This window comes from Plantactinospora sp. A48 (assembly GCF_055793945.1).
Genome location: NZ_JBTIXF010000001.1, coordinates 126095 through 150207 on the forward strand (window position 1 = coordinate 126095; position 24113 = coordinate 150207).

The following is a 24113-nucleotide window of genomic DNA, read 5'->3' on the forward strand; positions in this document are numbered from 1 at the left end:
CCCGGGGAGCCGCCGTGGGAGTCGTCAGGCCACCGGCAGGGCGGCCAGCTTCTCCAGGGTCGTGGTGAGTTGCGCGGCCGTGGGCCGGGCCGCGTTCCGCTCCGCCAGCTCGCCCGCCGCGGTGGCGTACCGGGGATCGTCGAGCAGGGCGGCCACCGCGTCCCGGACACCGGCGGTGTCGGCCAGGTGGCCGGCGAGGTCCAGCCCCGCGCCGGTGGCCGCGACCCGCCGGCCGATGGCCCGCTGTTCGGTGCCGAAGGTCAGCGCCAGTTGCGGCACCCCGGCGGCCAGGGCGGTCATCGCGCAGCCCGCCCCGCCGTGGTGGACCACCGCGGCGCAGCCGGGCAGCACCAGGTGCAGCGGGGTGGCCGGCAGCACCCGGACCCGGTCGGGCAGCTCACCCAGCCGGGCGACGTCGTCCGGGTGCGCCGGCAGGACCACCTCGACGTCCAGCTCGGCGAGCGCCCGGACCACCCGGGGCACCAGGTACGCCCCGGCGCCGTACATCCGGCTCATCGAGTTGCTCCACACCACGCAGACCCGGGGCCGGTCGCCCGGCGGGGGCAGCTCGGGCGTCCGGCCGGGACCGTTGTACGGGTGGTACCGCACGTCCAGCCGCTCACCCCGGACCGGCGGACTCAGGCCGGGCGGGCACGGGTCGACGACGTACCGGAGCGCGTCGGCGTCGAGTTCACCCACCCCGTGCCGGGGGAACGCCCGGGTGTAGTCGACCGGCAGCGGGTACAACTCCGGGTCGCTCTCGTCGGTGCCGACCGGCCCCCACAGGTGCGCGACGGCCGGGATGTCCAGCACCTTCGCCGCGAGCAGCCCGTCGGCGCTGAGCCGGTCGTGCAGCACCAGATCCGGCCGGAACCGCCGGGCGTAGCCGAGGGCCGCCGCGAAGCCGGCCTCGGTCTCGGTGGCGATCCGCCGCTTCGCGGTCTCGGCGAAGGCGTCCAGGTCGAAGGTCGCCGGGTCGACCGGGTCACCGGTCACCGGGTGCAGCGGCGCCCACGGGTACGGCCAGTTGCCGGTCCGGGCCGCCCACAGGTTGGCGTAGCGCAGCAGGAACGTCATGTCCAGTTCGCCCAGCACGGGGACCGGGACCAGGCCGGCCGCCGAGACCGCGCCGGCCTGGTCGGGTGGGCACGCGACCCGGACGTCGTGCCCGGCGGCCCGCAGCGCCCAACCGAGCGGCACCATCGGGAACCAGTGCGCGGACCAGCCGGAGACGGTGAACAGCACGCGCATCAGGCACCGCCGACCGCGAGGGCGACGAGGGTGTCGACCAGTTCCGCCGGGCTGGGCCGGCCGGCCAGTTCGGACCGCAGCCGCTCGGCGGCCTCCCCCGGACCGGGTTTCTCGACCAGTCCGGCGACGGCGGCCCGGATGGCCGACACGTCGGCCAGGTGACCGGGCAGGTGCGCGCCGGCCCCGGTGGCGGCGATCCGCTCCCCGTTGAGCGCCTGCTCGATGGCGAACGTGAGGGCCAGTTGCGGCGTACCGCTGTGCAGCGCGGTCATCGCGCAGCCGGCGCCGCCGTGGTGGACCACCGCGGCGCAGCCGGGCAGCACCAGGTGCAGCGGGCAACGCTCCAGGACGCGCACCCCGGACGGCAGCGGTCCGGCCGCGGCCAGGTCCTCGGCGGTGGCCGTCACCACGACCTCGACGTCCAGCCCGGCCACCGCCTCGACGGCGGCCGGCAGCAGGAACGAGCGCGGGCCGGACATCCGGGTGGTGGAGGTGCCCCAGACGACGCACACCCGCGGCTTCTCCGCCGGTTCCAGGACCCAGTTCGGCGCCCCACCCGGCCCGTTGTACGGCACGAACCCCACCGGCAGCCGCCGCGCGGCGGTCGGTGGCGCCAGCTCGTCCGGGCAGGGATCGATGACGTACCGGACGTTGTCCCGGCCCAGCGCCCGGACCTTCCACCTGGCGAACGTCCCCGGTGGATACTCCGGCACGATGTCCAACCCGTGTTCCGCCGGCTCGTGCGTGCCGGTCGGCCCCCACAGGTGCAGCGCCGCCGGCACGCCGGTCGCGGCGGCCGCGAGCGCCCCCTCGGTGGCCAGCGGGTCGTGGACCACCAGGTCCGGCCGCCAGTCCCGGGCCAGCCTGACCACGGCGTCGAAGCTGCGCACCAGGGCACCGAAGGTCTCCCCGGTGTGCTCGCTGACGTACCTGTCGAAGTCGAACTCCCGCAGGTCGCCGACCTCCTCGCCGGTCAGCGGGTGCAGCGGACGCCACGGGTACGGCCACCTGCCGGCCTGGGCGTCCCACAGGTAGCGCAGCCGGCTGAGGAACACCATGTCCATGCCGTCCAGCACCGGCACCGGGGTCAGCCCGGCCGCGCTGACCGCCGCCTGCTGGCTCGGCGCGCAGGCCACCCGCACCTCGTGACCGGCGGCCTGGAGCGCCCAGCCGAGCGGCACCATCGGGTAGTAGTGCCCCGGCCAGCCGGACACCGCGAACAACACGCGCATCGGATGCGTCCCTTCCGCTTCGGATGGGTGGTCAGAAGTCCCGCGCCGGCAGGTCGTCCCGGCTGACCTTGCGCTGGCTGACCCGCCACTGGTCACCGTCGCGGACCAGCACGTCCTCGCAGACGCAGTGCAGGTGCAGCCGGGCCGGCCCACCGGCGGGGATGGCGAAGATCTGGGCGTAGCAGCGCACCCGCACGGTCCGCTCGTCGACCGGCTCGACGTGGACCATGCCGTGCCAGTGCCGGTGCTGCTCGTTCGCCGCGGCGAGCTTCTCCCGGGTCCGCAGCACCCCGGCGGTCAGCGCGGCCCGGCCGACGACCGGCTCGGGCAGCACCTGCGGCCAGAACCACCCGTCCTCGGTGAAGGTCTCCGCCCAGGCCCGCGCGTCGCCGGAGTCGAGCAGGTGGAAGTGCCGGGCGTAGAACTGCTGGACCTGCGCGTACAGCTCGGCCAGGCCGGCCGGCCCGGTCACCGCCGGCGCGGGGTCGGTCGCGGCCGGCGCGGTCGTGGTGGGCGCGGTCGTGGTGGGCGCGGTGTCGGGCGCGGTGACCGTCGGCGCGGTCATCGGGACGCCCCGGCCGGCTCGTCGACGATGGCCACGGCGCGGGTCCAACCGGCGCCGGCACCGGCGACCTTGATCGGGAAGCAGGCCACGGTGAACCCGTGCGACGGCAGCTCGTCGAGGTTGTCCAGCCGCTCGATCTGGCAGTACTCCCGGTCCCGGCCGACGAAGTGGGCCGGGAACAGCACGCCGTTGTCGCCTGTCTCGTGGAACCGGCCGATCATGTCGCCGAACGGCGCGTCCAGGCTGAACGCGTCGGTGCCGATCACCCGCACACCCTGGTCCAGCAGGAAGTTCGTGGCCGTCGCCTCCAGCCCGACGAAGTTGGTGAAGTACAGCATCGAACCGGCGAACTGACTGGCGCCCGTGTAGAGCAGGACGATGTCGCCGGGCTGGATCGTGTACTCGATCCGCTTCAGCTCCCGCTCCAGGTACGCCTGGTCCGCGACGCTCTCCGCCTCGCTGATGTCCAGCACCACGCCCCGGCCGTAGAACCAGTCCAGCGGCAGCTCGTCGATGTTGCGGGGCCGGCCGTCACCGTAGGTGCACCGCGAGCCGTAGTGCGACGGCGCGTCGATGTGAGTGCCCGTGTGGGTGGTGAGGGTGAGCGTGTCGATGGACAGCAGCTCACCGTCCCGCAGATCGCTCGGCGAGATCTCCAGCCCGAAGTTGGCGGCCATCTCCTCCGCCATGTGTACGGCGCCCTCGGCCGGCGAGGTGATGGCGTGGGTGACCGTCTCGGGTTCCCACTTGGTGGCGTCCACGGCCGTGGACAGGTCGATGATCCGCACGTCGTCCTCCTGGGGGTCAGCGGTTCGTGGCGAGCTGGTTGACAAGCCGGACGTCGTGGCGCACCCGGATGGCCGGGTTGCCCAACGTCACGTGGCGGGTGATCCTGGCGCCGACCGGGGTGTGCATCAGCAGACCGGCCACCTTGGGCCGGAGGAACCCGGCGAGACCGCCGGCGGCGAACATGCCCCTGCTCTGCATCACCTGGAAGCGCATGACCGCGTCGATGTCCCGGCCGCGTCGGCGTTCGAACTCACCGAGCCGGTCCGCGCCCAGATCACCGGCGTTCAGCGCCGCGACCAGGAGCGGGTGGGCCACTGCGGCGTCCTGGATGGCCAGGTTGATGCCCTGGGCGCCGAGCGGGCTGTGCGTGTGCGCGGCGTCGCCGATCAGGAGCAGACCGGGGTCGGCCCAGCGCCGGGCGCGGGCGCCGAACACGTCCAGCAGGGTGAGGTCCGACCAGGTACGCACGTGCCGGTGCACCGCGTCGGCGTACTCGGGCAGGCACCGGGCGACGGTGGCCCGCACCTGCTCCACGCCCCCGCCGGTGACCTCGCGGTACCGGCCGTGCGGCACGGTCCAGCCGATCTGCACGGCGTCCGGGTACGAGTCGTACACCAGCAGCGGCTCGGCACCGGACCGGAAGATCCGCACGCGGCCGGTCGGCGGTCCGGCGGCGGGCAGCCGGAACCACAGCACGTCCTGGTCGAAGACCTCGTGCCGGTCGTTGGCGATGCCGGCGAGCTGGCGGATCTTGGAGTAGCGGCCGTCGGCACCCACCACACAGCGGGCCCGGACGGGGACCGGGGTGCCGTTGTGCTCGGCGACGACGCCGGTCACCTGCCCGACAGCGGCACCCGGCCCGGCGACCGGATCGGCGCCGTCCCGGATCAGCGCGCTGACCCGGTGCCCGGCGAGGTAGCGGAACCCGTGGTGCCGGGCGCACTGGTCGAGCAGTTCGGCCAGCACGTGCCGTTGCGGGATGCTCAGCAGGTGGTTGTGCGGCGCCGGGAGCCGCCGGTAGTCCATGTCCAGGACCGCCCGGTCACCGTCGATGAGCTGGAACCGGGTCAGCTCGTACCCGCCCCGCCGCCGCGCCCCGGCGAGCACCCCGAGCTGGTCGAGGATCCGCAGGCCGCCCGGCTGGAGGATCTCACCCCGGTACTCCCGGTCGGTGGACCGGGCCTTCTCCACCACGGTCACAGCCGCCCCGGACCGCAGCAGCAACAGGGCCAGGGTGAGCCCGGCCGGCCCGCCGCCGACGACGCACACGTCCGTACCCGGATCGTCCACCGCTCCTCCTCTCCCGTTCGCCGATTGCCGATTGCAGCCACCATGACCGGGGTGTCTCGAAGGCCGGCAGAACCGCCTTCGAGACACCGTCGACGCGGCCGGCCCGGTGCCACCGGGCGCCCCGTCACCGGCGCGGCTCAGACCACGGCCTCGATCAGCCGCAGTGAGGTGCGGGTCCGGGTCACCCCGGCGAACCGCAGGCCGGCACGGTCGAACAGCCGCCGGAACTCGTCCAGGGTGTGTTCCCGACCGCCGACGTTGAGCAGCAGCAGCAGGTCCATCGCGGCGGCGTAGCGCGGTTCCGGGGTGTCGTCGATGAGGTTCTGCACCACCACGATCCGGGCGCCCGGTCGGGCCGCCGCGCGGATGTTCTCCAGCACCCGCACCGAACTGTCGAAGTCCCACTTGAGGACCTGCTTCACGACGTAGATGTCGGCGTCCACCGTCACCGCTTCCAGGCAGTCGCCCGGCACGATCGTGGTACGTCCGGCCAGCGACCCGCCCTCGCGCAGCTCCGGGTTGGCGACCGCGACCACCGACGGCAGGTCGAACAGCAGGCCGTGCAGGTGCGGGTGCCGCTCCAGCAGCGTGCGCAGCAGGTGTCCCTGTCCACCGCCGACGTCGACCACGGTCTTGGCGTCGGCGACGTCCAGCGCCTCCGCGACCGCTCGCGAGGTCTGGCCGCTGGACTGGGTCATCGCCCGGTTGAACACCGCGGCGTCCGAGCCGCCATCCTCGCGCAGGTAGGTGAAGAAGTCCTTGCCGTACAGGTCCGGTACCACCGGCTGGCCGGTGCGGACCGCGTCGGCCAGCTTCGGCCAGGCGTCCCAGGCCCAGGCCGCACCGGCCCAGAGCACCATGTCGGCCATCGGGGTGGGGGCGTCGGCACGCAGCAGCCGGGACAGGTCGGTGTGGGTGTACCGGCCGTCGTCGGTCACCGCGAAGATGCCGTCCAGGGCCAGCCCGCGCAGCAGGCGGGCCAGCGTCGGCGGGTCGGCCTGGACCGCGGCGGCCAGTTCCTCGACGGTCGCCGGTTCGTCGCCGAGCGCGTCGGCCAGGCCGAGCCGGGTGGCGGCGTGCAGCATCGCCGCGTACGCCAGGCCCAGCGCCAGTTCCTTGAGTCGGGTCGGGGCGGGGGTCTGCGCGGGGGTCGTGGTCACGGTTGTTCCCTTCTGTGGTTGCCGCCGGCCGTGACCCGGTCGACCCGGGCGCGGTCCGGCCGCTGGAGACGATCAGGAGGTGGGTACCGGCGCGGCGGCGCGGAGCGGACCGCGCCGGGTGAACCGGCCGGCCCCGACCAGTCCGGCCGGGCGCAGCGCCGTCACGACGGCGTCGAGGGTCAGCTCGGCGCCGCGGGCGGCGACGTAGCCGTCCGGGCGGATGAGCAGCCAGCCGCCGGCCGGGCAGCCGAGGGTGGTCGCCAGCGTCCCGTCCGGATCCGGCAGCGGCACCGGCCGCCCGCCGGTCCCGGCGGCGTCGCCGGACCAGGGGACGACACCACCGTCGGTGCCGGAGGCGGCGGTGCCGGCGGACTCGAACGGGTCGGCCCCGATGGTGCCGGCGGGCTCGAACGGGTCGGCCCCGGCGGTGCCGGCGGGTCCGGACGGGTCGGCCCCGGCGACGGTACGCACGCGGAGCCAGTCCGGCGCCACGGCGGCGATCCCGCCAGCGGTGTCGGCGGCTGCGGGCCCGAAGGCCAGCAGCGTCCACCGGACGTCCCGCAGCTGCGCGAGCAGCGCCCGCCAGCCGGGGCTGGCGGCCTGCGCCGGATGCACCCGGGTCACCCGCTCGCCGGGCGCGGGCGCGTCCGGCGGGGTCAGCCCCGGGGTGGTGAGCGGCCCGGCCGGGTAGCCCAGCTTCAGCCCGGACACCCGCCCCAGCGCGGTGCGCTGGCCACGGACCCGCAGCGCCGGCACCCGCTGCACGATGCCGAAGACCACCGGCAGCGCCACCCCGGCGAGCCGGTTCTTCAGCGCGACCAGGGCGGTGGCCCGCCTCGTCGAACCCAGCAGCTCGCGGCCGATCGGCACCCGTTCGGCGCCGTAGGTGTCCAGCAGCGTCGCGTCGGCCTCGCCGCGTACCACCTGGGCGAGCTTCCAGCCGAGGTTGTACGCCTCCTGGATGCCGGTGTTCATGCCCTGGCCGGAGGCCGGGCTGTGCACGTGCGCGGCGTCACCGGCGACGAAGACCCGGTCCCGCCGCATGGCCGGCACCATCCGCTGCTGCGCCGTGAACACCGACACCCAACCGGGCGGCCGGACCGACACCGGCGTTCCGGTGCCGGCCGTCAGCTTGCGGCCGAACCGTTCGGCGATCACCGCCGCGTCGCCGTCGTAGTCGACCTCGACGGTGTCCAGCATCCGCCACCGACGCTCGCCGGGCAGCGGGGCCAGCATCAGCGTGCCGGTGCCGGACCGGATCCAGTAGATGCTGTTGCGGGGCAACGCGGTCTCGACCTCGGCGTCGGCGATCAACCAGGTCTCGTTCGCCTCGCCGATCAGCGGCAGGCCGAGCAGCTTGCGTACCACGCTGTGCCCGCCGTCGCAGCCCACCAGCCAACCGGCGTCCACCAGCTCGGTCCGGTCGGCGGCGATGGTGGCGCCGGTGCCACCGGCGGTGGCGGCGGTGGCGCCGGCCGGGGCGGTGCTCCGGAGGGTGGCCCGGACCCCGGTGTCGTGCTGGGTGAACGTCTCCAGCCGGGTGCCCCACTCGACGGACACGCCCCGCTCGGCGAGCGCCGTCCGGAGCACCTCCTCGGTGAACACCTGGTCGATGGCGAGCGTGAACGGGAACCGGGTGGGGATCTCGGTGTAGTCGGCGTCCAGCCGGGCCAGCCGTCGCCCGTTGGAGTACATGGTGAACGCCTGGACCACCAGGCCACGGGAGATCATCCGCTCCGCGAGGCCCATCTGGTCGTACGTCTCCAGGGTGCGCGGGTGGGTGGCGATGGCCCGGCTGGTGGTCGCGGGCCCGGGAGCCGCGTCGACGACGCGGACCCGCAGCCCCCGGCGGGCGAGTTCGTACGCGGCGGTCAGGCCCACCGGGCCGGCACCGGCGACCAGGACGTCGATCGACTCGGACATGGAACGGCTCCTCGCGGGATCGGATGGATCGGGCGGATCGGGGTCAGCCGGCCACGGTCTCCTCGGCCCGCACCGTCTGGTAGAGGTCCGGGACCGACTTCTCCACCAGCGGACGCAACCGGGCCACCAGCGGCAGGAACCCCTCGCTGCGGACCGCCGCCTGGTGCGCCTCGGCGCTCTCCCAGTCGGCCAGTTCGACGAAGACCTCGGGCCGGAGGGTGGAGCGCAGCAGCCGGTAGCCGCCCGCGCCGGGCTGGGCCGACATGTACCGGTTGAAGTCCTCCAGCACCCGCTGGAACTCCTCGACGTCGCCCGTGACGGTGAACTCGTTGATCAGGGTGAGCATGACGGTTCCTCCCTTATGGATGGTTTGGTGGTGGTACGGGTCAGGCGGGGACCACCGCGTACGCCTCACGCAGGGCACGGCGGGCGATCTTCCCGATCGGGGTCCGGGGCACCGCGTCCACGACCCGCGCGGAGACGATCCGCTGGAACGCCGCCAGCCGTGCGTTGGCGTACCCGAGCACGTCCCCGGCCAGCTCGTCCGGGTCGGTGCCGGCGAGGTCGTCGAGCACCAGCAGCGCCACCGGCACCGCGCCGTGCAGCGGATCCGGCCGGTCCACCACCGCGCAGTCCCGCACCGCCGGATGGGTGGCGAGCACCCGTTCCAGCTCCGAGGGCGACACCAGCTCGTTGTCGCACTTGAACACGTCCTTGAGCCGGTCGACCAGGAACAGGTAGCCGTCGGCGTCGATCCGGCCGACGTCGCCGGTGGAGAACCAGCCGTCCGCGTCGACGCCGGGCTGGCCGTCCGCGTACCCGGCCATCAGCTGCGGACCCCGGACCTGGATCTCGCCGACCTGGCCGGCGCCCAGCGGCGCCCGGGACTCCACGTCGACCACCCGGCACCCGGTGTCGGCCGCCGGCACACCCACCGAACCGGGGCGCGGCCGGTCCGGCCGGTCCAGATGAGTCATCGAGCTGGCCTCGGCGAGCCCGAAGCCCTGCACCACCGGGATGCCGAACCGGTCACCCAACCGGCGGGCGACCGGCTCGGGCAGCGCCGAGCCGCCGCAGTACATGCCCCGCACCGAGTCGACCGACAGCCGGTCCAGGTCGGGGTCGGCGGCCAGCATCGACAGCAGCACCGGCAGCGTGTAGTAGTGGGTGGCGCCCACCCGCTCGGCCTCGCGCACCGAGTCGGCGACCTTCGCCGCGCCGAGCAGGGCCGGCGCGCCGTACAGGTACTGGGTCGTCCCGGCGCACACCGCCGCGTTCAGATGCATCAGGTGGTACGCGGGCAGCCCGTTGAAGGCGACGGCCGTGGCGTCCAACCGGTGCGCCTGGACGGTCTGCATGGCGTTGACCACGAGGTTCCGATGGGTCAGCAGTACGCCCTTGGGCTCGCCCGTGGTGCCGCTGGTGTAGTGCAGGCAGGCCACGTCATCCGGTCGAGCCGGGCCGCTCGGGCCGTTCAGGCCGTTCAGGCCGTTCGGGCCGCTCGGGCTGCTCGGGCCGTTCGGGCCGCTCGGGCTGCTCGGGCCGCTCTCCTCGGGCGCGGTGTCGGCGAGCGGCACCAGCGGAGGCAGCCGGTCGGCGAACGGGGCCAGCCGGTCCAGCGTCCGGGGATCGGCCAGCACCAGCGCGGCGCCCGACGCGGCGATGGTGCCGACCATCGCCTCCGGGCGGTGCAGCGGATTGACCGAGACCGCCACGTTGCCGGCGCGGACGATGCCGTAGAAGGCGCTGGCGAACGCCGGGCTGAGCGCCGTGGTGATCGCGCACCGGCGCCCCGGACCACCGATCAGCTCGGTGATCGCGACGGCGGCCCGGTCGGCGGCGGCGTCCAGTTCGGCGAAGCTGACCCGTCCCGCACCGGTCCGGATGGCGGTCCGTTCCGGCCAGCGCCGGGCCGCGGCGCGCAGCAGTCCGTCCACCGGGATCGCCGGGTAGTCCAGCGGCGGCCGGGGCCCCGGCGGGGATCCCACCAGCGCCGTCGGCGGGGCTCCGGTCGGCCCGGACCCGGCCGGGGCGGGTACGGCGGCGTCAGCCATCGGCCCGCTCCTCCGCGTACGCCTTGGCGATCTGGAGGTTCTTCATGCTGTTCGTGCCCAGCACCCGCCGGGCGTACCGCCGGGCGTCCGCCACCGTCGTGTCCGGGCCGAGCATCGACAACTTGGACCGCTTCAGCGTCACGGTGTGCCGGGCGCCGAGGATCGTGCCCTCGGGCGTCTGCTCGAACCGCCAGTGCCCGGTGTGCGCCTCCAGCATCGGCGGCAGCGTGATCTGCTTGTAGACGATCAGCTCGTACGGCAGGCAGACCCGCACCGAGCGGGTGGTGTGGGCACGGCCGTCCGGGGTGGAGGTGTCCATGTCGAAGAACTGGATGCCGGGGCTGGGCTCGGTCAGTTCGATCCGCGCCACGTGCGGGATCCGCTCCGGCCACTTGCCGGCCTCGTAGAGGATCGTCCAGGCGTCCTCGGCCGAGCCGGAGACGAACAGCGTGTCCTCCCAACCGATGACCAGCTCCTCCAGGTCCTTGCGCCGCTCGGCGGCCGACTTCAGCTCCGCGAGCTGCGCCCGGGAGTGCCTGTCGAACTCCTCGCCGACCCGCGCCAGTACCTCGGCCGGGGCGTCAGCGCCGACCACCGAGTGCCGCAACGTGACCCGGCACGTCTCGGTACCGGTCGACTCGACCTCCCAGTGCCCGAGCTGGCTGGTGGCCCCGGGCGGCGGCGGGTCGTTGTCGAACGTCACCCGCAGGTTCTCCCGGTCCACCCAGCGGCGGGCCGACCAGGCCCGTACCGCCGATTCACCCCGGACACCCCAGAGCCGCACCTCGTCGGTGGCGTCCCCGTCGGCGGGCCCGACGCTGGTGTGGACCAGGGAGCCGAAGAACTGCGGCCACCGCCGCACGTCCACGATCAGCTCGAAGACCTCGCCGGCGGGTGCCTCCACGGTCACCTGCTGGGCCACCTCGACATGTCCTGACTGCGACACCGCGCACCATCCTTCCGGGCCGGAGCCCTCACCCCGGTCGTGTCGGTGCCGATCGTGGCGACGCCGGATCGAGGGCCGGTCGAGCGGCTGTGAAGGGTGGCAGCCGCCGGCCACGGTCGCCGGCCACGGTCGGCGGCCACGGTCGCCGGGCACGGTCGGCGGCCACGGTCGCCGGCAGCACCGGATTGCCTCAAAGCACCTTCGATCGGCGCCTGCCACGCTGCGTCGAACCGGCGACGGCGCCCGAGGTCCCGCGGGCGTGTGCCGCCGGATCGCGCCCCGGGCCACGAGGGCCGGCCGGGCATCTGGCAGCAGAAAGGGAAAGTTCATGCAGCTCCGCAGATTGGGCAGCTCCGGACCGGTGACCTCGGCCATCGGCCTGGGCACCCTCGGCCTGACCGGCGGCTACGGCCCGGTCGACCGGGAGGAGGCGGTCAGCACGGTCTGGCACGCCCTCGACGCTGGCGTCACGCTGCTCGACACCGCCGACTTCTACGGCGGCGGTGCCGTGGAATCCCTCGTCGGCGAGGCGATCAAGGATCGTCGTGACGACGCTGTCGTCGCCACCCGGGGGGGTGCGCTGTTCACCCCGGAAGGCCGGCCGCTCGGCGTGGACGCCAGCCCCGAGCGACTCCGGCGGTCCTGCGACGCCTCACTGCGCCGGCTGGGCGTCGACCGCATCGACCTGTACTACCTGGCCCGGGTGGATCCGGCCGTGCCCATCGAGGAGAGCGTGGGCGCCCTGGCCGGGTTGGTCGCCGCCGGCAAGGTGCGGCACATCGGCCTGTCCGAGGTGGGTGCCGAGGATCTGCGCCGGGCGGTCGCGGTGCATCCGATCGCCGCGCTGGCCAGCGAGTATTCGCTGTTCGAGCGCCAGGTCGAGGAGACGGTGCTGCCGGTGGCCCGGGAACTCGGGGTCGGGTTGGTGGCGTGCAGCCCGCTGGGCCGGGGTCTGCTCACCGGCCGGTTGACCTCCGTCGACCAGTTGGGCGAGCGCGACTACCGGCGGAACCATCCGCGGTTCTGGCCCGAGCACTTCACCCGGAACCGGGCGCTGGTGAGTCGGGCCGAGGCGCTGGCCGCGGAGCGCGACGTCAGCGTCGGCCGGCTGGTGCTGGCCTGGTTGCTGGCGCAGGGCGAGGACATCGTGCCGATCCCCGGCACCCGCAGCACCACCCACCTGGAGATGAACGTGGCGGCGACCCAGGTCCGGTTGACCCCGGCCGAGCTGCGACTGCTGACCGAGACGATCCCGTCGGAAGAGGTGAGCGGGGACCGCGTACCCCGTCGGTGACGGTCGCGGGGCGGCCCCCCCCCCGGGGGGGAGGGAGGCGAACCCCGGAACAGCCGGTGGATCCTCGGGAACGGGCCGGCCGGATGGCCGGGGCAGCCAGGATCCGCCGGTCGCCGGGTGGCAACCGGGACCGGCCCGATCAGCCGGCGGCGAGCTTCTCCAGGTCTGCGACCAGATCGGCCGGCGTGGCCCGGTCCTCGTTCTGACCCCGCAACCGGACCGCGGCGGCGCGGTACGCGGGCGTGTCGAGCAGCGCCGTCACGGCGTCCCGGACCGACTCCACGGTCGCCTCGACCCGGGGCAGGCAGATCCCGGCGCCGGTCGCGGCCAGCCGCCGCGCGTTGGCCGGCTGGTCCATCCCGGTGGGGATGACCAGTTGCGGTACCCCGGCGGCGACCGACGTCATCAGACAACCGGCGCCACCGTGGTGGACCACCGCGGCGCAGCCGGGCAACACCAGATGCAACGGCACCCGGTCCATGACCCGGACGTTCGCCGGGGTCGCGCCCACCGCGCCGGCGTCCTGGCCGCCGGTGCCCACCAGCACCTCCACGTCCAGGTCGGCCAGCGCCGCCATGATGAGCGGCACCGCCAGGGACGCCGGACCGAACATCGCGGTCAGCGAGTTGCCCCAGACCACCGCCACGCGCGGTCGTGCCGGCTCGGCCAGCACCCATTCCGGCATGCTTCCCGGTCCGTTGTACGAGGTGTAGCGAACCGGCAGCCGGGTGGCCTCGACGGGTGGGGCCAGGCCGACCGGACAGGGATCGATGACGTGGCTGACGGTGTCCAGTTCGACCTTGCCGGCCCGGTGCGGCTTGAACGAGCCGACCGGGTACTCGGTCACGGCCCGGACCGCCGGGTCGGTCTCGTGGCTGCCGACCGGGCCCCACAGGTGCACCGCCGACGGGATGCCGACCACCTGGGCGGCGAGCAGCCCCTCCATGGACAGCGGTTCGTGCAGGATCAGGTCCGGCCGCCACCGGCGGGCCAGCTCGATGGCCGCCGTACCGCCCCGGGCCACCGGGGTCGCGATCCGCTCCGAGGTGGCCCGGGCGAAGTCGGCGTACCCGAACTCCGCCACCGAGGTCATCTCGGCGCCGGTCACCGGGTGCGGCGGTACCCAGTCGTACGGCCAGGTGCCCGCCTGGGCGTCCCAGACGTTACGCAGCCGGGCCAGGAACGGGATGTCCAGCTCGCCGAGCACCGGCACGGGGGTCAGCCCGGCCCGGGACACCGGCTCGGCCTGGCTCGGCGCGCAGGCCACCCGGACGTCGTGCCCGGCTGCCCGCAACGCCCACAGCACCGGGACCATCGGGTAGTAGTGGCTCGGCCAGGCCGACACCGTACACATGACCCGCATACCGCCTCCTGTAGTAGCGCCTCGTCGCGGTCGGCTCCGGCCAGCGTGCGGTACCGGGATCGAGGCGGAATCCAGCGCCACGCCGGGTCTGCGGCCGCTCCGCGGCGGTCACCACGGGCAGCGCCCGGGGCGGTCACCACGGGCAGCGCGGGGCGGTCACCACGGGCAGCGCCCGGGGCGGTGCCGCGGGGCGGTGCCGCGGGGCGGTGCCGCGGGGCGGTGCCGCGGGGCGGTGCCGCGGGGTCAGCATCCAGCCCAGACCTCCACCGTCGATGGACCGCTGCTCGAAACCGCCGGAACAGCATGGGTGATCCGTGGCCGGCTCCGGCGACACGCCCGGACCACCGGTCCACGTCGAGGCACGGAGGTGTGCCCATGACGGCCCAGCAGGCAGGTACGCCGATGACGGGTGTCCCGGCCCGGGTGGTCCGGTGACCGGCCCGGCCGGCTGGCGCCGGTTGCTGCGGTACCTGGTGTCCGGGCTGGGCATGGTCGGCCGGATGCACCCGATGGTCCCGGGCTGGGTCGACCCGGTGCCGGATGCCGACGTACTCCGGTGGGGGCGGGCCGGCCGGCGGCCGGGAGTGCCGGTGCTGCCCGGCCATCCCGAACACGCCGCCGGCGACATCCCGCCGTCCGCCGTGGAGCTGCGGCTCTGGCGCGACCTGGGCTGGCACGATCTGGACTGGCGGGACGTCGACTGGTTGAACGACCCCTCCCGACCCCCCACCCCTTGACCCGCCCTCCCTGACCCGCCCTCCCTGACCCCCCACCTCCTTGACCCACCCTCCCGGCCCCCACCTCCCTGACCCACCCTCCCGGCCCCCACCTCCGCGCCCACCCCACCTCCGCGCCCGCTCCACCGAGCGGCGCGGCGCGAGGGCGTCACCGCTACACCGCGATCTTGGACGGAAACCGTTCGCAGCGAACGGTTTCCGTCCAAGATCTCGCTCGGCCGACCGACAAGGCCAGGGGATCGGGCCGGCGCCGGGATCAGGCCGGGACGAGGATCAAGCCGGGACGGGGGTCGGGATCGGGCTGGTGACTGGTGCAGCGAGGGCGGCCAGGTGGGGCAGGCCGGCGAGCACCGCGTCGGGGTCCCCGACGAAGTCCACCAGCGCGGCTATCTCGTCCACCCCGGCGGCCCGGACCGCGTCCACGACCGGCCGGCAGTCGGCCACCGAGCCGATCAGCGAGGTGCCGGCGAGATACCGGTGCACCGCGAGTTCCACCAGCCGGTCCCGGGCCCGCTCCTGCGTCATGACCTCCCGGCCGGTCCGGCCGCCGCTCATCCGGCCGCCGGCACCGACCGCCCGCGACTCCAGGTCGACAGCGGTCCGCAGGTACGACCGCAGCCACGGCAGCGCCACCTCGTGGGCCCGTTCGGTGCTCTCCGCCACGTAGGTGTGCATCATCAGCGTGACCGTGCCGGTCCGTCCCGGGTGGTGCCGCTCGAACGACTCCCGGTACAGCTCGATGTTGTCGCGCAACGCGTCGACGTCCTGGTTCTCCAGGTGTGTGAGCACGTTGGCGCCCAGCTCGCCGGCCTGGCGGAAGGTCTCCGGGCTACGCGACACGGTCACCCAGATCGGCAGCTCGGGCTGCACCGGCCGGGGGAACACCGGCAGCGTGACCTCGGCGCCGACCGGGTTCGCGCCGGTCCAGGTGCCGTCCCGCCAGACCTGGCGGATCTCCGCCACGTCGCGCAGCATCCGGTCCCGCCGGTCGGGGTACGCCGCCGGGTTGAGGACGAAGTCGTTGACGTTCCAGCCGGAGCCGACGGAGATCGCGGCCCGGCCACCGGAGAGGCAGTCGACGAGTGCGAAGTCCTCGACGATCCGCAGCGCCGGGTGCAGCGGCGTGACCACGCTGCCGGCCCGGATCTGCACCCGGTTGGTGACCGCGGCCAGCGCCGCCGAGGTGAGCGCCGGGTTCGGGAACGCCCCACCGAACCGGTGGAAGTGCCGCTCGGGGGTGGAGACGAAGCCGAGGCCGAGTTCCTCGGCGCGGCGGGCCGCGTCGAGCATCAACCGGTAGGTCCGGGGTGCGTCGTCGCCGAGGGCGGCGAAGAAGAACAGGCCGAAGTTCAGTTGCCGACCGCTCATGGTACGAGCTCCTCCTGGGCTTGGTTGGCGGGTCCGAGCAGCTCGGCGCAGAGCCGCGCGGGGGTGGGTTGGCGCAGCGCCTCGGCGCGCAGCCGCAGCGCGGCGGCCCGGTGATCGGGATCGGACCGTCGACCGGCGGCAGACGGGGCTGCCCCCGCTCGCTCGACCGGCTCGGCCCGCTCGGGCGGCCCGGGCAGTTCGGCCCGCCCGGCCCGCCCGGCCCGCCCGGCCAGTTCGACCGGCTCGACCAGTTCGACCGGCTCGGCTCGTTCGACCGGGCCGGCCAGTTCGACCTGGCCGGCCGGCGACCCGGATCCGGCGCCCAGCGCGGCCACCGCGTCCCGGATCGCCGCCTCGGTGACCTCCGCGCCCAGTCGCAGCCCGGCGCCGGTGGCGGCCACCCGGTCGCCGTAGAACGCGAGGTCGGGCATCTGGGCGAGGACCAGTTGCGGCACACCGGCGTTGACGGCGCTCAGCAGGGTGCCCGCGCCGCCGTGGTGCACCACCACCGAGGCGTGCGCGAGCAGCACCGGCAGCGGGCAGTCGGCGACCACCCGGACGTTGTCCGGCAGCGGGCCGCCGTCGGTGAGCGCCGCCACCTGGCCGGCGGGCAGCGCCACCAGCGTCTCCACGTCGGAGTCGGCGAGTGCCCGGACCACCAGCGGCGGCAGGAAGGCACGCCGGCCCACCAGATCGGTGACGGACATGCCGAGGGTGACCAGCACCCGGGGCCGGTCCGGTGCCCGCAGCGCCGCCGGTTCGACCCGGCTGGCCGTGCTGTGCGGGACGTACCGCACGTGCCGCCAGGGGCCGCTGGTGGGCACCTGGACCGAGGGCGGGCAGGGGTCGACGGTGGTCCACTCCGGCACCCCGGCCAGCCCGCCGGCGTACCTGTCGAAGAGCGCCGTCACCGGCTCGGGCAGCCGGTCCCGCCCGCCGGTCCCCCGGCCGACGATGTCGGGACCCCACAGGTACCGGATCGACGGCACCCCGACGGCCGCGGCGGCGACCGGGCCGGCGAACGAGGTCGGCTCCCAGACCACCAGGCCGGGTCGCCAGCCGCGGGCCAGGGTCACCAGGTCCGCCACCATGGCCTCGGCCACGGCGGCGAACATCAGTTTCGGATCGGCCGACGAGCCGGGCCGCCGCGCGCGGTAGCCGCCGGCGAAGTCCAGGTCGGCACCCACCGGTACGGTCGGCAGGCCCGACCGGGCCACGACCGGCACCAGGCCCGGCGGGGTGGCCACCCGCACCTCGTGGCCGGCCGCGTGGGCGGCCCAGCCGAACGGCGCCATCGCGAAGAAGTGCGACGGCAGTGCCGAGGCGACGAACAGGATCCGCATCGCCACGTTCCTCCTTCCTCCAGCCGGCGGGCCGGCCGGCACACCGCCGGCCCGGTCAGGCCGTGCGGATCAGCGGGCGGGCGACCACGTACCGGTCGAGCACCGCCGCGTAGTAGTGGTCGGTGAAGCCCATCTCGCGCACCGCGGGCACCAGCCGGCGCAGCTTCTCGGTGGAGACGAGGTGGTTCACCGGCGGCGTCGCCACCAGGGTGCGCCGGGCCCGCACCCCGAGCCGCTGCTCGATCCGGTCCACCAGCCGCTCGACCGGTACGGCGTACCCGGTGGCGATGTTCACCACCTCGCGGCTGACCCGGGCGGCCAGCAGGTGATCGATGACGGCCACCACGTCGACGACGTCGATGATGTCCCGGCGGGCTCCGGCGTGCAGCCGGACCTGACCGGTCAGCACCTGGCTGGCCAGCGAGGGCAGCAGCTGGTGTGGCGGCTGGTCCGGGCCGGCCACGTGCGCCAGCCGGACCACCAGGTGGTCCACCCCGGAGTCCCGGATGATGCCCTCGATGGCCAGCTTGTGCCGGCCGTACGGGGTGCCGGGGCGGACCGGTTCGTCCTCCCGACCCCGGCCGGCCGCCCCGTACATGCCGGTGGAGGCGGTGGAGAAGAACAACAGCCGCCGCCCGTCGGCGACGCACCGCCGTACCGCGTCGGTGACCAGCGCCGTCTCCCGGTCGAAGTCCGCCTGTGCGGTGCCGCTGGCCGCGGACACCCCGGCGGCCAGTGCCAGCACGCCGTCGTGGTCGGCGGCCAGCGTCGCGAGGTGGTTGGCCAGAAAGCCCCGTCCGATGATGTCCATCCGCGCTCCTCGCCGCCGGTCAGTGTGGGACGTCCGAGTAGCGGGCCACGTCGCGGACCCGCTGCACCAGGGCTGCCTGGCGGAGGATCGCGGCGCCCTGCAACCCGCTGTCCGCGCCGGTCCGGACGGCACCGGCGAAGGCGCGCAGCGCCGCCGCGAAGTGGTCCTCCGGGGGGAGGATCCGCTCTTCGACCTCGCCGCCCCGGTCGATCCGCAGCACCGGCTTGTGGTCGGCCGGCGGGGTGAAGGCACGGTCCAGCCGCAGCCGGCCCGTACTGCCCCAGATCTCGTACTCGCACCGGTAGGCGTGTTCCATCCCGAACGCGAGCTGGGCCGCCACGCCGTCCGGGTTGACCAGCAGGGCGGTGCCGGACAGGTCGACGCCACGGACCGGGTCCCGGCGCAGGGTCGCGCCGACCACCTCCAGGTCCTCACCGAGCAGCAGGGTGGCCGCGCGCAGCGGATAGCCGCCGACGTCGGCCAGGGCCCCGCCGCCGACATCCGGGCGGTACCGGATGTCGTCGGCGGGCAGCGCCGGGATGGCGAACGCCGCGGTCAGCAGCCGGGGTTCCCCGACCAGCCCGGCCGCGACCAGCCGGCGCACCTCGGCGTGCTGGCCGTGCCGGGTGAACATGAAGTTCTCCGCCAGCACCAGTCCCCGTTCGGCGGCCAGCGCCACCAGCCGGTGGGCGTCCGCCGCCACGGTGGCCAGCGGCTTCTCGGCCAGCACGTGCTTGCCGGCCCGCAACGCCCGGTCCACCCAGGGCGCGTGCAGGGCGGCCGGCAGCGGCAGGTAGACGGCGTCCACGTCGGCCCGTTCCAGCAGCGCGTCGTAGCCGGTCACCGGTTCGGCGCCGAACCGCGCGGCGAACCGCGCGGCCCGGTCCGGGCGCCGGCTGGCCACCGCGGTCAACCGCAGCTCGGGTACGTCGGCCAGCGCGGGCAGGGTCTTGCGCCAGGCGATGTCGGCGCAGCCGAGCACACCCAGCCGGATCGGCGCGACGGCGTCACCGGACCGGGCCAGCGTGGCGACGCCGGGACTCGGCGGCGCGGCGCCGGGGTCGGTCACCACAGCGTCTGCAGGCACGCGACCAGGCTGCGTGCCTCCACGTTGAGATGGTTGGACAGCCGCAGCAGCCCCATCAGCTGCGCCACCGTCACCCACCGGTAGTCCGGGGGCGTGGTCAGCGGCAGGTCGTCCGCCTCGATGATCTGGTACAGGTTCTGCGCGTGGTAGAACCGGCCACCCTCCTCGGACTGCAACGCCTCGTAGCGGATCCGGGACCGGTCGGCCGACAGCACGTGGTCCAGGAACGGCGGCCGGCGCTCCGGCGGGACGTCCCGGTAGTTGGCGGGCAGACAGTGGACGGTCGGCGCCACCTCCACCACGTCCAGCGTGCCGGCCTCGGCGCGGGCCTGCGCCAGCACGTGCAGCACCCCGTCGACGCGGCGGGTGAGGAACGCCGAGATGCCGTGCCCGACCGGCGCCACCAGCGGCTGCGTCCAGCTCGACACCTCGCGGTTGCTGGCCTCCACCCGCACCCCGACGATCTGGAAGTACTTGTCGTCCTCGTGCGAGATCGCCTCGTCGGTACGCCGCCAACCCTCCAGGTCACGCAGCGGGATCCGGCGCTGCGCGATCGCGTACCGGGACTTCGCCTCGACGAACCAGCTCAGCACCTCGGCGGCGGAGTGCAGCGCGCCGCGCTGGCCGCCGATCGACTCCACCAGCGCCGCCCGGAACGGCTCGTCGCCGGCCACCGCGCGCCCCGGTCCGGCCGGCCGGCCGTACGGCATGCAGGCCAGCACCGTCCGGGCGTCCATGTTGACCAGGTTGTCGACCCGGAGCAGCTCGTGGATCTGGCCGATGGTCAGCCAGCAGAAGTCCTCGCGGACCTCGATCTCCTCGTCGGTCTCGACGACCATGTTCCGGTTGCGCTTGTGCAGGAACCAGGCGCCCTGCTCGGACTGGAGCGCGTCCACCAGCACGCTGCCGGCACGCGGGGCGACGAAGTGTTCGAGGTACGGGATGGCGCTGCCCTTGTGCACCCGGGTGTAGTTGCTGCGGGTGGCCTGCACCGTGGGCGACAGCTGGAGGGTGTTGACGTTGCCCGGTTCCATCTTCGCCTGCATGAGGCAGTGCAGGACGCCGTCGAACTCCTTCACCAGGATGCCCACGATGCCGATCTCGGGCTGGTGGATGATCGGCTGGGTCCACCGGGGCGTCGGGCCGAAGTCGGTGCGGACCTCCAGGCCCTCCACCGAGAAGAACTTGCCGCTGGCGTGTACGAGGTTGCCGGTGTGCTCGGCGAACCGCCAGCCGGTCAGGTCCGCGAACGGCACCCGGTGTACGGCGAACCGGTTGCGCTCGGCCCGCTCGGCCAGCCAGTCGCCGAACCGCTCGGTCGGCAGCAGCCGGCCGTCGGTGGCCAGGGCCGACTCGGTGAACCGGTCGGCCGTCCGGCGGCCGTGCCCGAGAACCAGCGGGCGGTGGGTTGCGGTGGTGGTCACGTCATCTCCTTCCAGAGATCCGTCGCGACGAGCCGTTCGAGAACCCCGACGACCTCGGCGGGACTGGGCCCGACGGCGTTCTCCTCGGCGATCGACTCGGCGTTCTTGCGGTACAGGGACTCGGCCAGCAGCTCGCGGCAGGCGGACACCACCGCGTCGGTGGTGCGCTCCGCCGGCAGCAGTCGCAGGCCGGCGCCGGCCGCCGCCATCCGGTCGCTGTTCTCGAACTGGTCGGCGGTCTGCGGCAGCGCCAGCTGGGGTACGCCGAGCGCGAGCGCTGTGAACAGCGACCCCGGCCCGCCGTGGTGGACCACGGCGGCGCAGCCGGGCAGCACCAGGTGCAGCGGCAGCCAGCCGCTGGCCCGCACTCCGGGGGGCAGGTCGGTCCAGGACCGGGCCACCTCGTCGGCCACTCCGACGACCACCTCGACGCCCAGCCCGGTGAGCGCACTCGCCCAGTCCCGCAGCATCCCGGCGAAGTCCAGCAGGCCGTGTCGGGGCAGCATGCTGCCCAGGGTCAGGCAGATCCGGGGCCGGTCGGCCGGTTCCCGTGCCCAGTCGGGCAGCACGGCCGGGCCGTTGAACGGCACGTACCGCATCTGCTGGCCGGGCGGGGTGCCGGGGCGCTGCACCGACGGCGGGCAGACGTCGATCCGCAGGGCCGGTTCGGGCAGGCCGGCCAGTTCGAACCGGGCGCACTCGGGCTGCAACTCGGCCTCGGCCGCCGGCCGGTACTCCGGCTGCGCGGCCAGCCCCCAGGAATGCTCCACCCAGGGGATGCCGGCGGTGGCCGCGGCGATGGCGCCGGCGTACTCGGTGGGTTCACCGACCACCAGGTCCGGCCGCCAGTCCCGGACCAGGTCCTGGGTGCCGTCGAGGGTACGGGCGGCCAACCGACCCCAGGCCCGGCCGCTGGAGTGCCGGCGCTGGGCGGGGTCGCTGGGTTGGGTCAGCCGCCGGCCGTCCCGGTCGTGGAACATGAAGTCGGCGAACTCGATCGCGCCGGCGGACGGCACCGCCGGCAGGCCCGTCGCGGCGACCTCGTCGATGAAGTTGGCCGGCGTGGCCACCAGCACGTCGTGCCCGGCGGCCCGCAACGCCCAGCTCAGCGGCACGAGTGGGAAGAAGTGGCCGTGCAACGGGGCCGTGGTGACGAGTACTCGCATGATGCCTCCCTGTCTGTGCGGCGTTCTGGATTCCTGGCGCCACGGATTGCCGGGCGCCACGGATTGCCGACGCCGCGGATTCCTGGCGCCACGGATTGCCGACGCCACGGACGCCTAGCGCCGCGTTCCCCGTAGCGGCTTCCACCACCAGGCGTTGTCCCGGTACCACTGCACGACCTCGGCCAGTCCCCGGTCGAAGTCGACAAGCGGCCGGTAGCCCAGCTCGGTGCGGATCTTGCTGTCGTCCAGCGAGTACCGCAGGTCGTGGCCCGGCCGGTCGGCGACCCGGCGCACCATCGACCAGTCGGTGTCACAGTGCCGCAGCAGCCGTTCGGTCAGCTCCCGGTTGCTCAGCTCCACCCCGCCGCCCACGTTGTAGACCTCGCCGGCCCGGCCGCCGGTCAGCACCAGCTGCACCGCCCGGCAGTGGTCGTCCACGTGCAGCCACTCCCGGACGTTGCGGCCGTCCCCGTACAGCGGGACCGGCTCCCCCTCCAGCAGGTTGGTGACGAACCGCGGGATGACCTTCTCCGGGTACTGGTACGGGCCGTAGTTGTTGCAGCACCGGGTGATCGAGACGGCCAGTCCGTGGGTGCGCCAGTACGACCGCGCCACCAGGTCGCTGCCGGCCTTCGTGGCCGCGTACGGCGAGTTGGGCCGCAACGGCCAGGACTCGGTCCAGGAACCGGAGTCGATCGAGCCGTACACCTCGTCGGTGGAGACGTGCACCACCCGCCCCACGCCGGTCCGGACGCACGCCTCCAGCAGGGTCTGGGTGCCCACCACGTTGGTCAGGGCGAACGGCGCGGCGCCGGCGACCGACCGGTCCACGTGGGACTCGGCGGCGAAGTGCAGCACCGCGTCGTGTCCGGGCAGCAGGTCGGTGAGCAGGCCGGCGTCGCAGATGTCCCCCTCGACGACCGTCAACCGGGGATGGGTGGCCGGCAGGTTGTCGCGGTTGCCGGCGTAGGTGAACCTGTCCAGCACGGTGACCCGGGCGTCGGCGTACCCGTCGTGCTGGCCGGCGAGCAGCCCGCGTACGTAGTTCGAGCCGATGAAGCCGGCACCGCCGGTGACCAGCAGCCTCATGCCACGACCTCCACCCGGGTGTCGTCGCCGATGACCAGGCGGTGCCGGGCGATGTCGCCGGCCGACAGGGACACCTCGGCGGACCGCCCGATCAGGGAACCGTGGATGCCCCGCACGTCCCGCACGGAGACCCGGTCCAGCACGATCGAGTACTCGATGCCGGCGCCGGCGAGCACACAACCCCGGCCCAGCGCCGTGTACGGGCCGATGTAGCTGTCCACCACCACGCTGTCGGCGCCCACCACGGCCGGCCCGACGATGCGGGACCGCACCACCCGCGCGCCGGGCTCGATGGCCACCGGCCCGCAGATCTCGCTGGCCCCGTCCACCTCGCCGAGCACCCGGTGCTCGGTGGACTCCAGCAGCACCCGGTTGCACTCCAGCATGTCGTCGATGCGGCCGGTGTCCCGCCAGTACCCGGTGTAGAGGGCGGCGCGCACGTCCGAGCCGCCGTTGACCAGCCACTGGATCGCGTCGGTGATCTCCAGCTCGCCCCGAGCGCTCGGCTGGATCCGCCGGGTCGCCTCGTGGATGGCGGCGGTGAAGAAGTACACGCCGATCACCGCCAGGTCGCTGGTCGGGTTCGGCGGCTTCTCCACCAGCCGGCTGACCCGGCCGTCCGGGTCCACCTCGGCCACGCCGTACTCGGACGGGTCCGGCACCTTGGTGACCACGAGCTGGACCGCCGGACGGTCCCGGTTGAACGTCTCGGTCAGCTCGCCGAGACCGGTGGCGAGGATGTTGTCGCCGAGGTACATCAGGAAGTCGTCGTCGCCGAGGAAGTCCGCGGCGAGCCGGACGCAGTGTGCCAGGCCGAGCGGTGCCTCCTGCGACAGGTAGGTGAGCCGGAGACCGTGCTGGCTCCCGTCCCCCACCGCGTCGCGGATCGCCTGACCTCGTTCGCTGCTGACCACGATGGCGACGTCGACGATGCCGACCTCGCGCAGGCGGTCGAGGCAGTGCAGCAGCACGGGCCGGTTGGCGACCGGCACCAGCTGCTTGGGCATGCTGTAACTGAACGGCCGGAGCCTGCTGCCGAGGCCCCCGGCAAGGACCAGAGCCTTCATGCGGTAACCCACTCTCGACGGGCCGCTGGCACGTTCGCGCGGCCGGGCACCTCAATGGATACGGACCGATCCACGAGATGCCTTCGAGGACCGGTCCAAGAACGTCGGCGGCGCCGCCGGTTCGACCCAGGCTTGAGCCGCCGTGACTAACTTC

At 74.1% G+C, this 24113-nt stretch carries 21 protein-coding genes; 2 read left to right on the plus strand and 19 right to left on the minus strand.

Features of this window, described 5'->3' with window-relative positions; genetic code table 11:
* Nucleotides 1-24: 24 nt before the first annotated feature.
* The 10 genes from ACXN5W_RS00600 to ACXN5W_RS00645 form a co-directional block, all read right to left on the minus strand.
* Nucleotides 25-1251, minus strand: a complete 1227-nt coding sequence (locus ACXN5W_RS00600) for a nucleotide disphospho-sugar-binding domain-containing protein (RefSeq protein ID WP_473156097.1) — start codon at nucleotides 1249-1251, stop codon at nucleotides 25-27.
* Nucleotides 1251-2483, minus strand: a complete 1233-nt coding sequence (locus tag ACXN5W_RS00605) for a nucleotide disphospho-sugar-binding domain-containing protein (protein ID WP_473156098.1) — start codon at nucleotides 2481-2483, stop codon at nucleotides 1251-1253. Before ACXN5W_RS00605 ends, ACXN5W_RS00600 begins: the two co-directional genes overlap by 1 nt.
* A gap of 31 nt (nucleotides 2484-2514) precedes the next feature.
* Nucleotides 2515-3048 carry a nuclear transport factor 2 family protein gene (locus ACXN5W_RS00610; protein ID WP_473156099.1) on the minus strand — a complete coding sequence of 178 codons (534 nt, stop codon included), beginning with the start codon at nucleotides 3046-3048 and terminating at the stop codon, nucleotides 2515-2517.
* Entirely contained in the window at nucleotides 3045-3836 is a 792-nt protein-coding gene (locus tag ACXN5W_RS00615; RefSeq protein ID WP_473156100.1) for a cyclase family protein, read from the minus strand. Before ACXN5W_RS00615 ends, ACXN5W_RS00610 begins: the two co-directional genes overlap by 4 nt.
* A 16-nt stretch (nucleotides 3837-3852) precedes the next feature.
* Nucleotides 3853-5127: an FAD-dependent monooxygenase gene (locus ACXN5W_RS00620; RefSeq protein WP_473156101.1), complete on the minus strand. Its 1275-nt coding sequence runs from the start codon at nucleotides 5125-5127 to the stop codon at nucleotides 3853-3855.
* A gap of 137 nt (nucleotides 5128-5264) precedes the next feature.
* Entirely contained in the window at nucleotides 5265-6287 is a 1023-nt protein-coding gene (locus ACXN5W_RS00625; protein ID WP_473156102.1) for a methyltransferase, read from the minus strand.
* A 72-nt stretch (nucleotides 6288-6359) separates the two neighbouring features.
* Nucleotides 6360-8210 (minus strand): FAD-dependent oxidoreductase, encoded by a 1851-nt coding sequence (locus tag ACXN5W_RS00630; protein ID WP_473156103.1) that lies wholly within the window; start codon nucleotides 8208-8210, stop codon nucleotides 6360-6362.
* A 43-nt stretch (nucleotides 8211-8253) separates the two neighbouring features.
* Complete coding sequence (locus ACXN5W_RS00635) at nucleotides 8254-8556, minus strand: antibiotic biosynthesis monooxygenase family protein (protein WP_473156104.1); 303 nt, start codon at nucleotides 8554-8556, stop codon at nucleotides 8254-8256.
* A 40-nt stretch (nucleotides 8557-8596) separates the two neighbouring features.
* Entirely contained in the window at nucleotides 8597-10264 is a 1668-nt protein-coding gene (locus tag ACXN5W_RS00640; RefSeq protein WP_473156105.1) for a class I adenylate-forming enzyme family protein, read from the minus strand.
* The gene (locus tag ACXN5W_RS00645) at nucleotides 10257-11210 is read right to left on the minus strand and encodes an aromatase/cyclase (RefSeq protein ID WP_473156106.1); all 954 of its coding nucleotides are present in this window, start codon (nucleotides 11208-11210) and stop codon (nucleotides 10257-10259) included. The genes ACXN5W_RS00640 and ACXN5W_RS00645 overlap by 8 nt, the downstream gene beginning before the upstream one ends.
* Before the next feature lie 328 nt (nucleotides 11211-11538).
* Between ACXN5W_RS00645 and ACXN5W_RS00650 the strand changes: the two genes are divergently transcribed.
* Nucleotides 11539-12504, plus strand: a complete 966-nt coding sequence (locus ACXN5W_RS00650; RefSeq protein ID WP_473156107.1) for an aldo/keto reductase — start codon at nucleotides 11539-11541, stop codon at nucleotides 12502-12504.
* Nucleotides 12505-12643: 139 nt separating this feature from the next.
* Here ACXN5W_RS00650 and ACXN5W_RS00655 read toward each other — a convergent pair whose 3' ends face one another.
* Nucleotides 12644-13867, minus strand: a complete 1224-nt coding sequence (locus ACXN5W_RS00655) for a nucleotide disphospho-sugar-binding domain-containing protein (protein ID WP_473156108.1) — start codon at nucleotides 13865-13867, stop codon at nucleotides 12644-12646.
* Nucleotides 13868-14298: 431 nt separating this feature from the next.
* Here ACXN5W_RS00655 and ACXN5W_RS00660 point away from each other — a divergent pair, with 431 nt between their 5' ends.
* A complete protein-coding gene (locus ACXN5W_RS00660) occupies nucleotides 14299-14604 on the plus strand; it encodes a DUF6059 family protein (RefSeq protein WP_473156109.1) in 306 nt (101 codons plus the stop codon).
* Nucleotides 14605-14877: 273 nt separating this feature from the next.
* On the opposite strand, the gene ACXN5W_RS00665 is transcribed toward ACXN5W_RS00660, so the two are convergent.
* The 8 genes from ACXN5W_RS00665 to ACXN5W_RS00700 all read right to left on the minus strand — a co-directional run bounded on the left by ACXN5W_RS00665 (nucleotide 14878) and on the right by ACXN5W_RS00700 (nucleotide 23959).
* Nucleotides 14878-15972 carry a MupA/Atu3671 family FMN-dependent luciferase-like monooxygenase gene (locus ACXN5W_RS00665; protein WP_473156110.1) on the minus strand — a complete coding sequence of 365 codons (1095 nt, stop codon included), beginning with the start codon at nucleotides 15970-15972 and terminating at the stop codon, nucleotides 14878-14880.
* A complete protein-coding gene (locus ACXN5W_RS00670; protein ID WP_473156296.1) occupies nucleotides 15969-17315 on the minus strand; it encodes a nucleotide disphospho-sugar-binding domain-containing protein in 1347 nt (448 codons plus the stop codon). Before ACXN5W_RS00670 ends, ACXN5W_RS00665 begins: the two co-directional genes overlap by 4 nt.
* A 55-nt stretch (nucleotides 17316-17370) precedes the next feature.
* Entirely contained in the window at nucleotides 17371-18126 is a 756-nt protein-coding gene (locus tag ACXN5W_RS00675; protein WP_473156111.1) for an NAD-dependent epimerase/dehydratase family protein, read from the minus strand.
* Nucleotides 18127-18145: 19 nt separating this feature from the next.
* A complete protein-coding gene (locus tag ACXN5W_RS00680; RefSeq protein ID WP_473156297.1) occupies nucleotides 18146-19150 on the minus strand; it encodes a Gfo/Idh/MocA family protein in 1005 nt (334 codons plus the stop codon).
* A gap of 41 nt (nucleotides 19151-19191) precedes the next feature.
* Entirely contained in the window at nucleotides 19192-20637 is a 1446-nt protein-coding gene (locus ACXN5W_RS00685; RefSeq protein ID WP_473156112.1) for an NDP-hexose 2,3-dehydratase family protein, read from the minus strand.
* On the minus strand, nucleotides 20634-21803 hold the full coding sequence (locus tag ACXN5W_RS00690) for a nucleotide disphospho-sugar-binding domain-containing protein (protein ID WP_473156113.1): 1170 nt from the start codon (nucleotides 21801-21803) through the stop codon (nucleotides 20634-20636). The genes ACXN5W_RS00685 and ACXN5W_RS00690 overlap by 4 nt, the downstream gene beginning before the upstream one ends.
* 114 nt (nucleotides 21804-21917) lie before the next feature.
* Complete coding sequence (gene rfbB / locus ACXN5W_RS00695; protein WP_473156114.1) at nucleotides 21918-22892, minus strand: dTDP-glucose 4,6-dehydratase; 975 nt, start codon at nucleotides 22890-22892, stop codon at nucleotides 21918-21920.
* Nucleotides 22889-23959 (minus strand): glucose-1-phosphate thymidylyltransferase, encoded by a 1071-nt coding sequence (locus tag ACXN5W_RS00700; protein WP_473156115.1) that lies wholly within the window; start codon nucleotides 23957-23959, stop codon nucleotides 22889-22891. The genes rfbB and ACXN5W_RS00700 overlap by 4 nt, the downstream gene beginning before the upstream one ends.
* Nucleotides 23960-24113 lie beyond the last annotated feature (154 nt).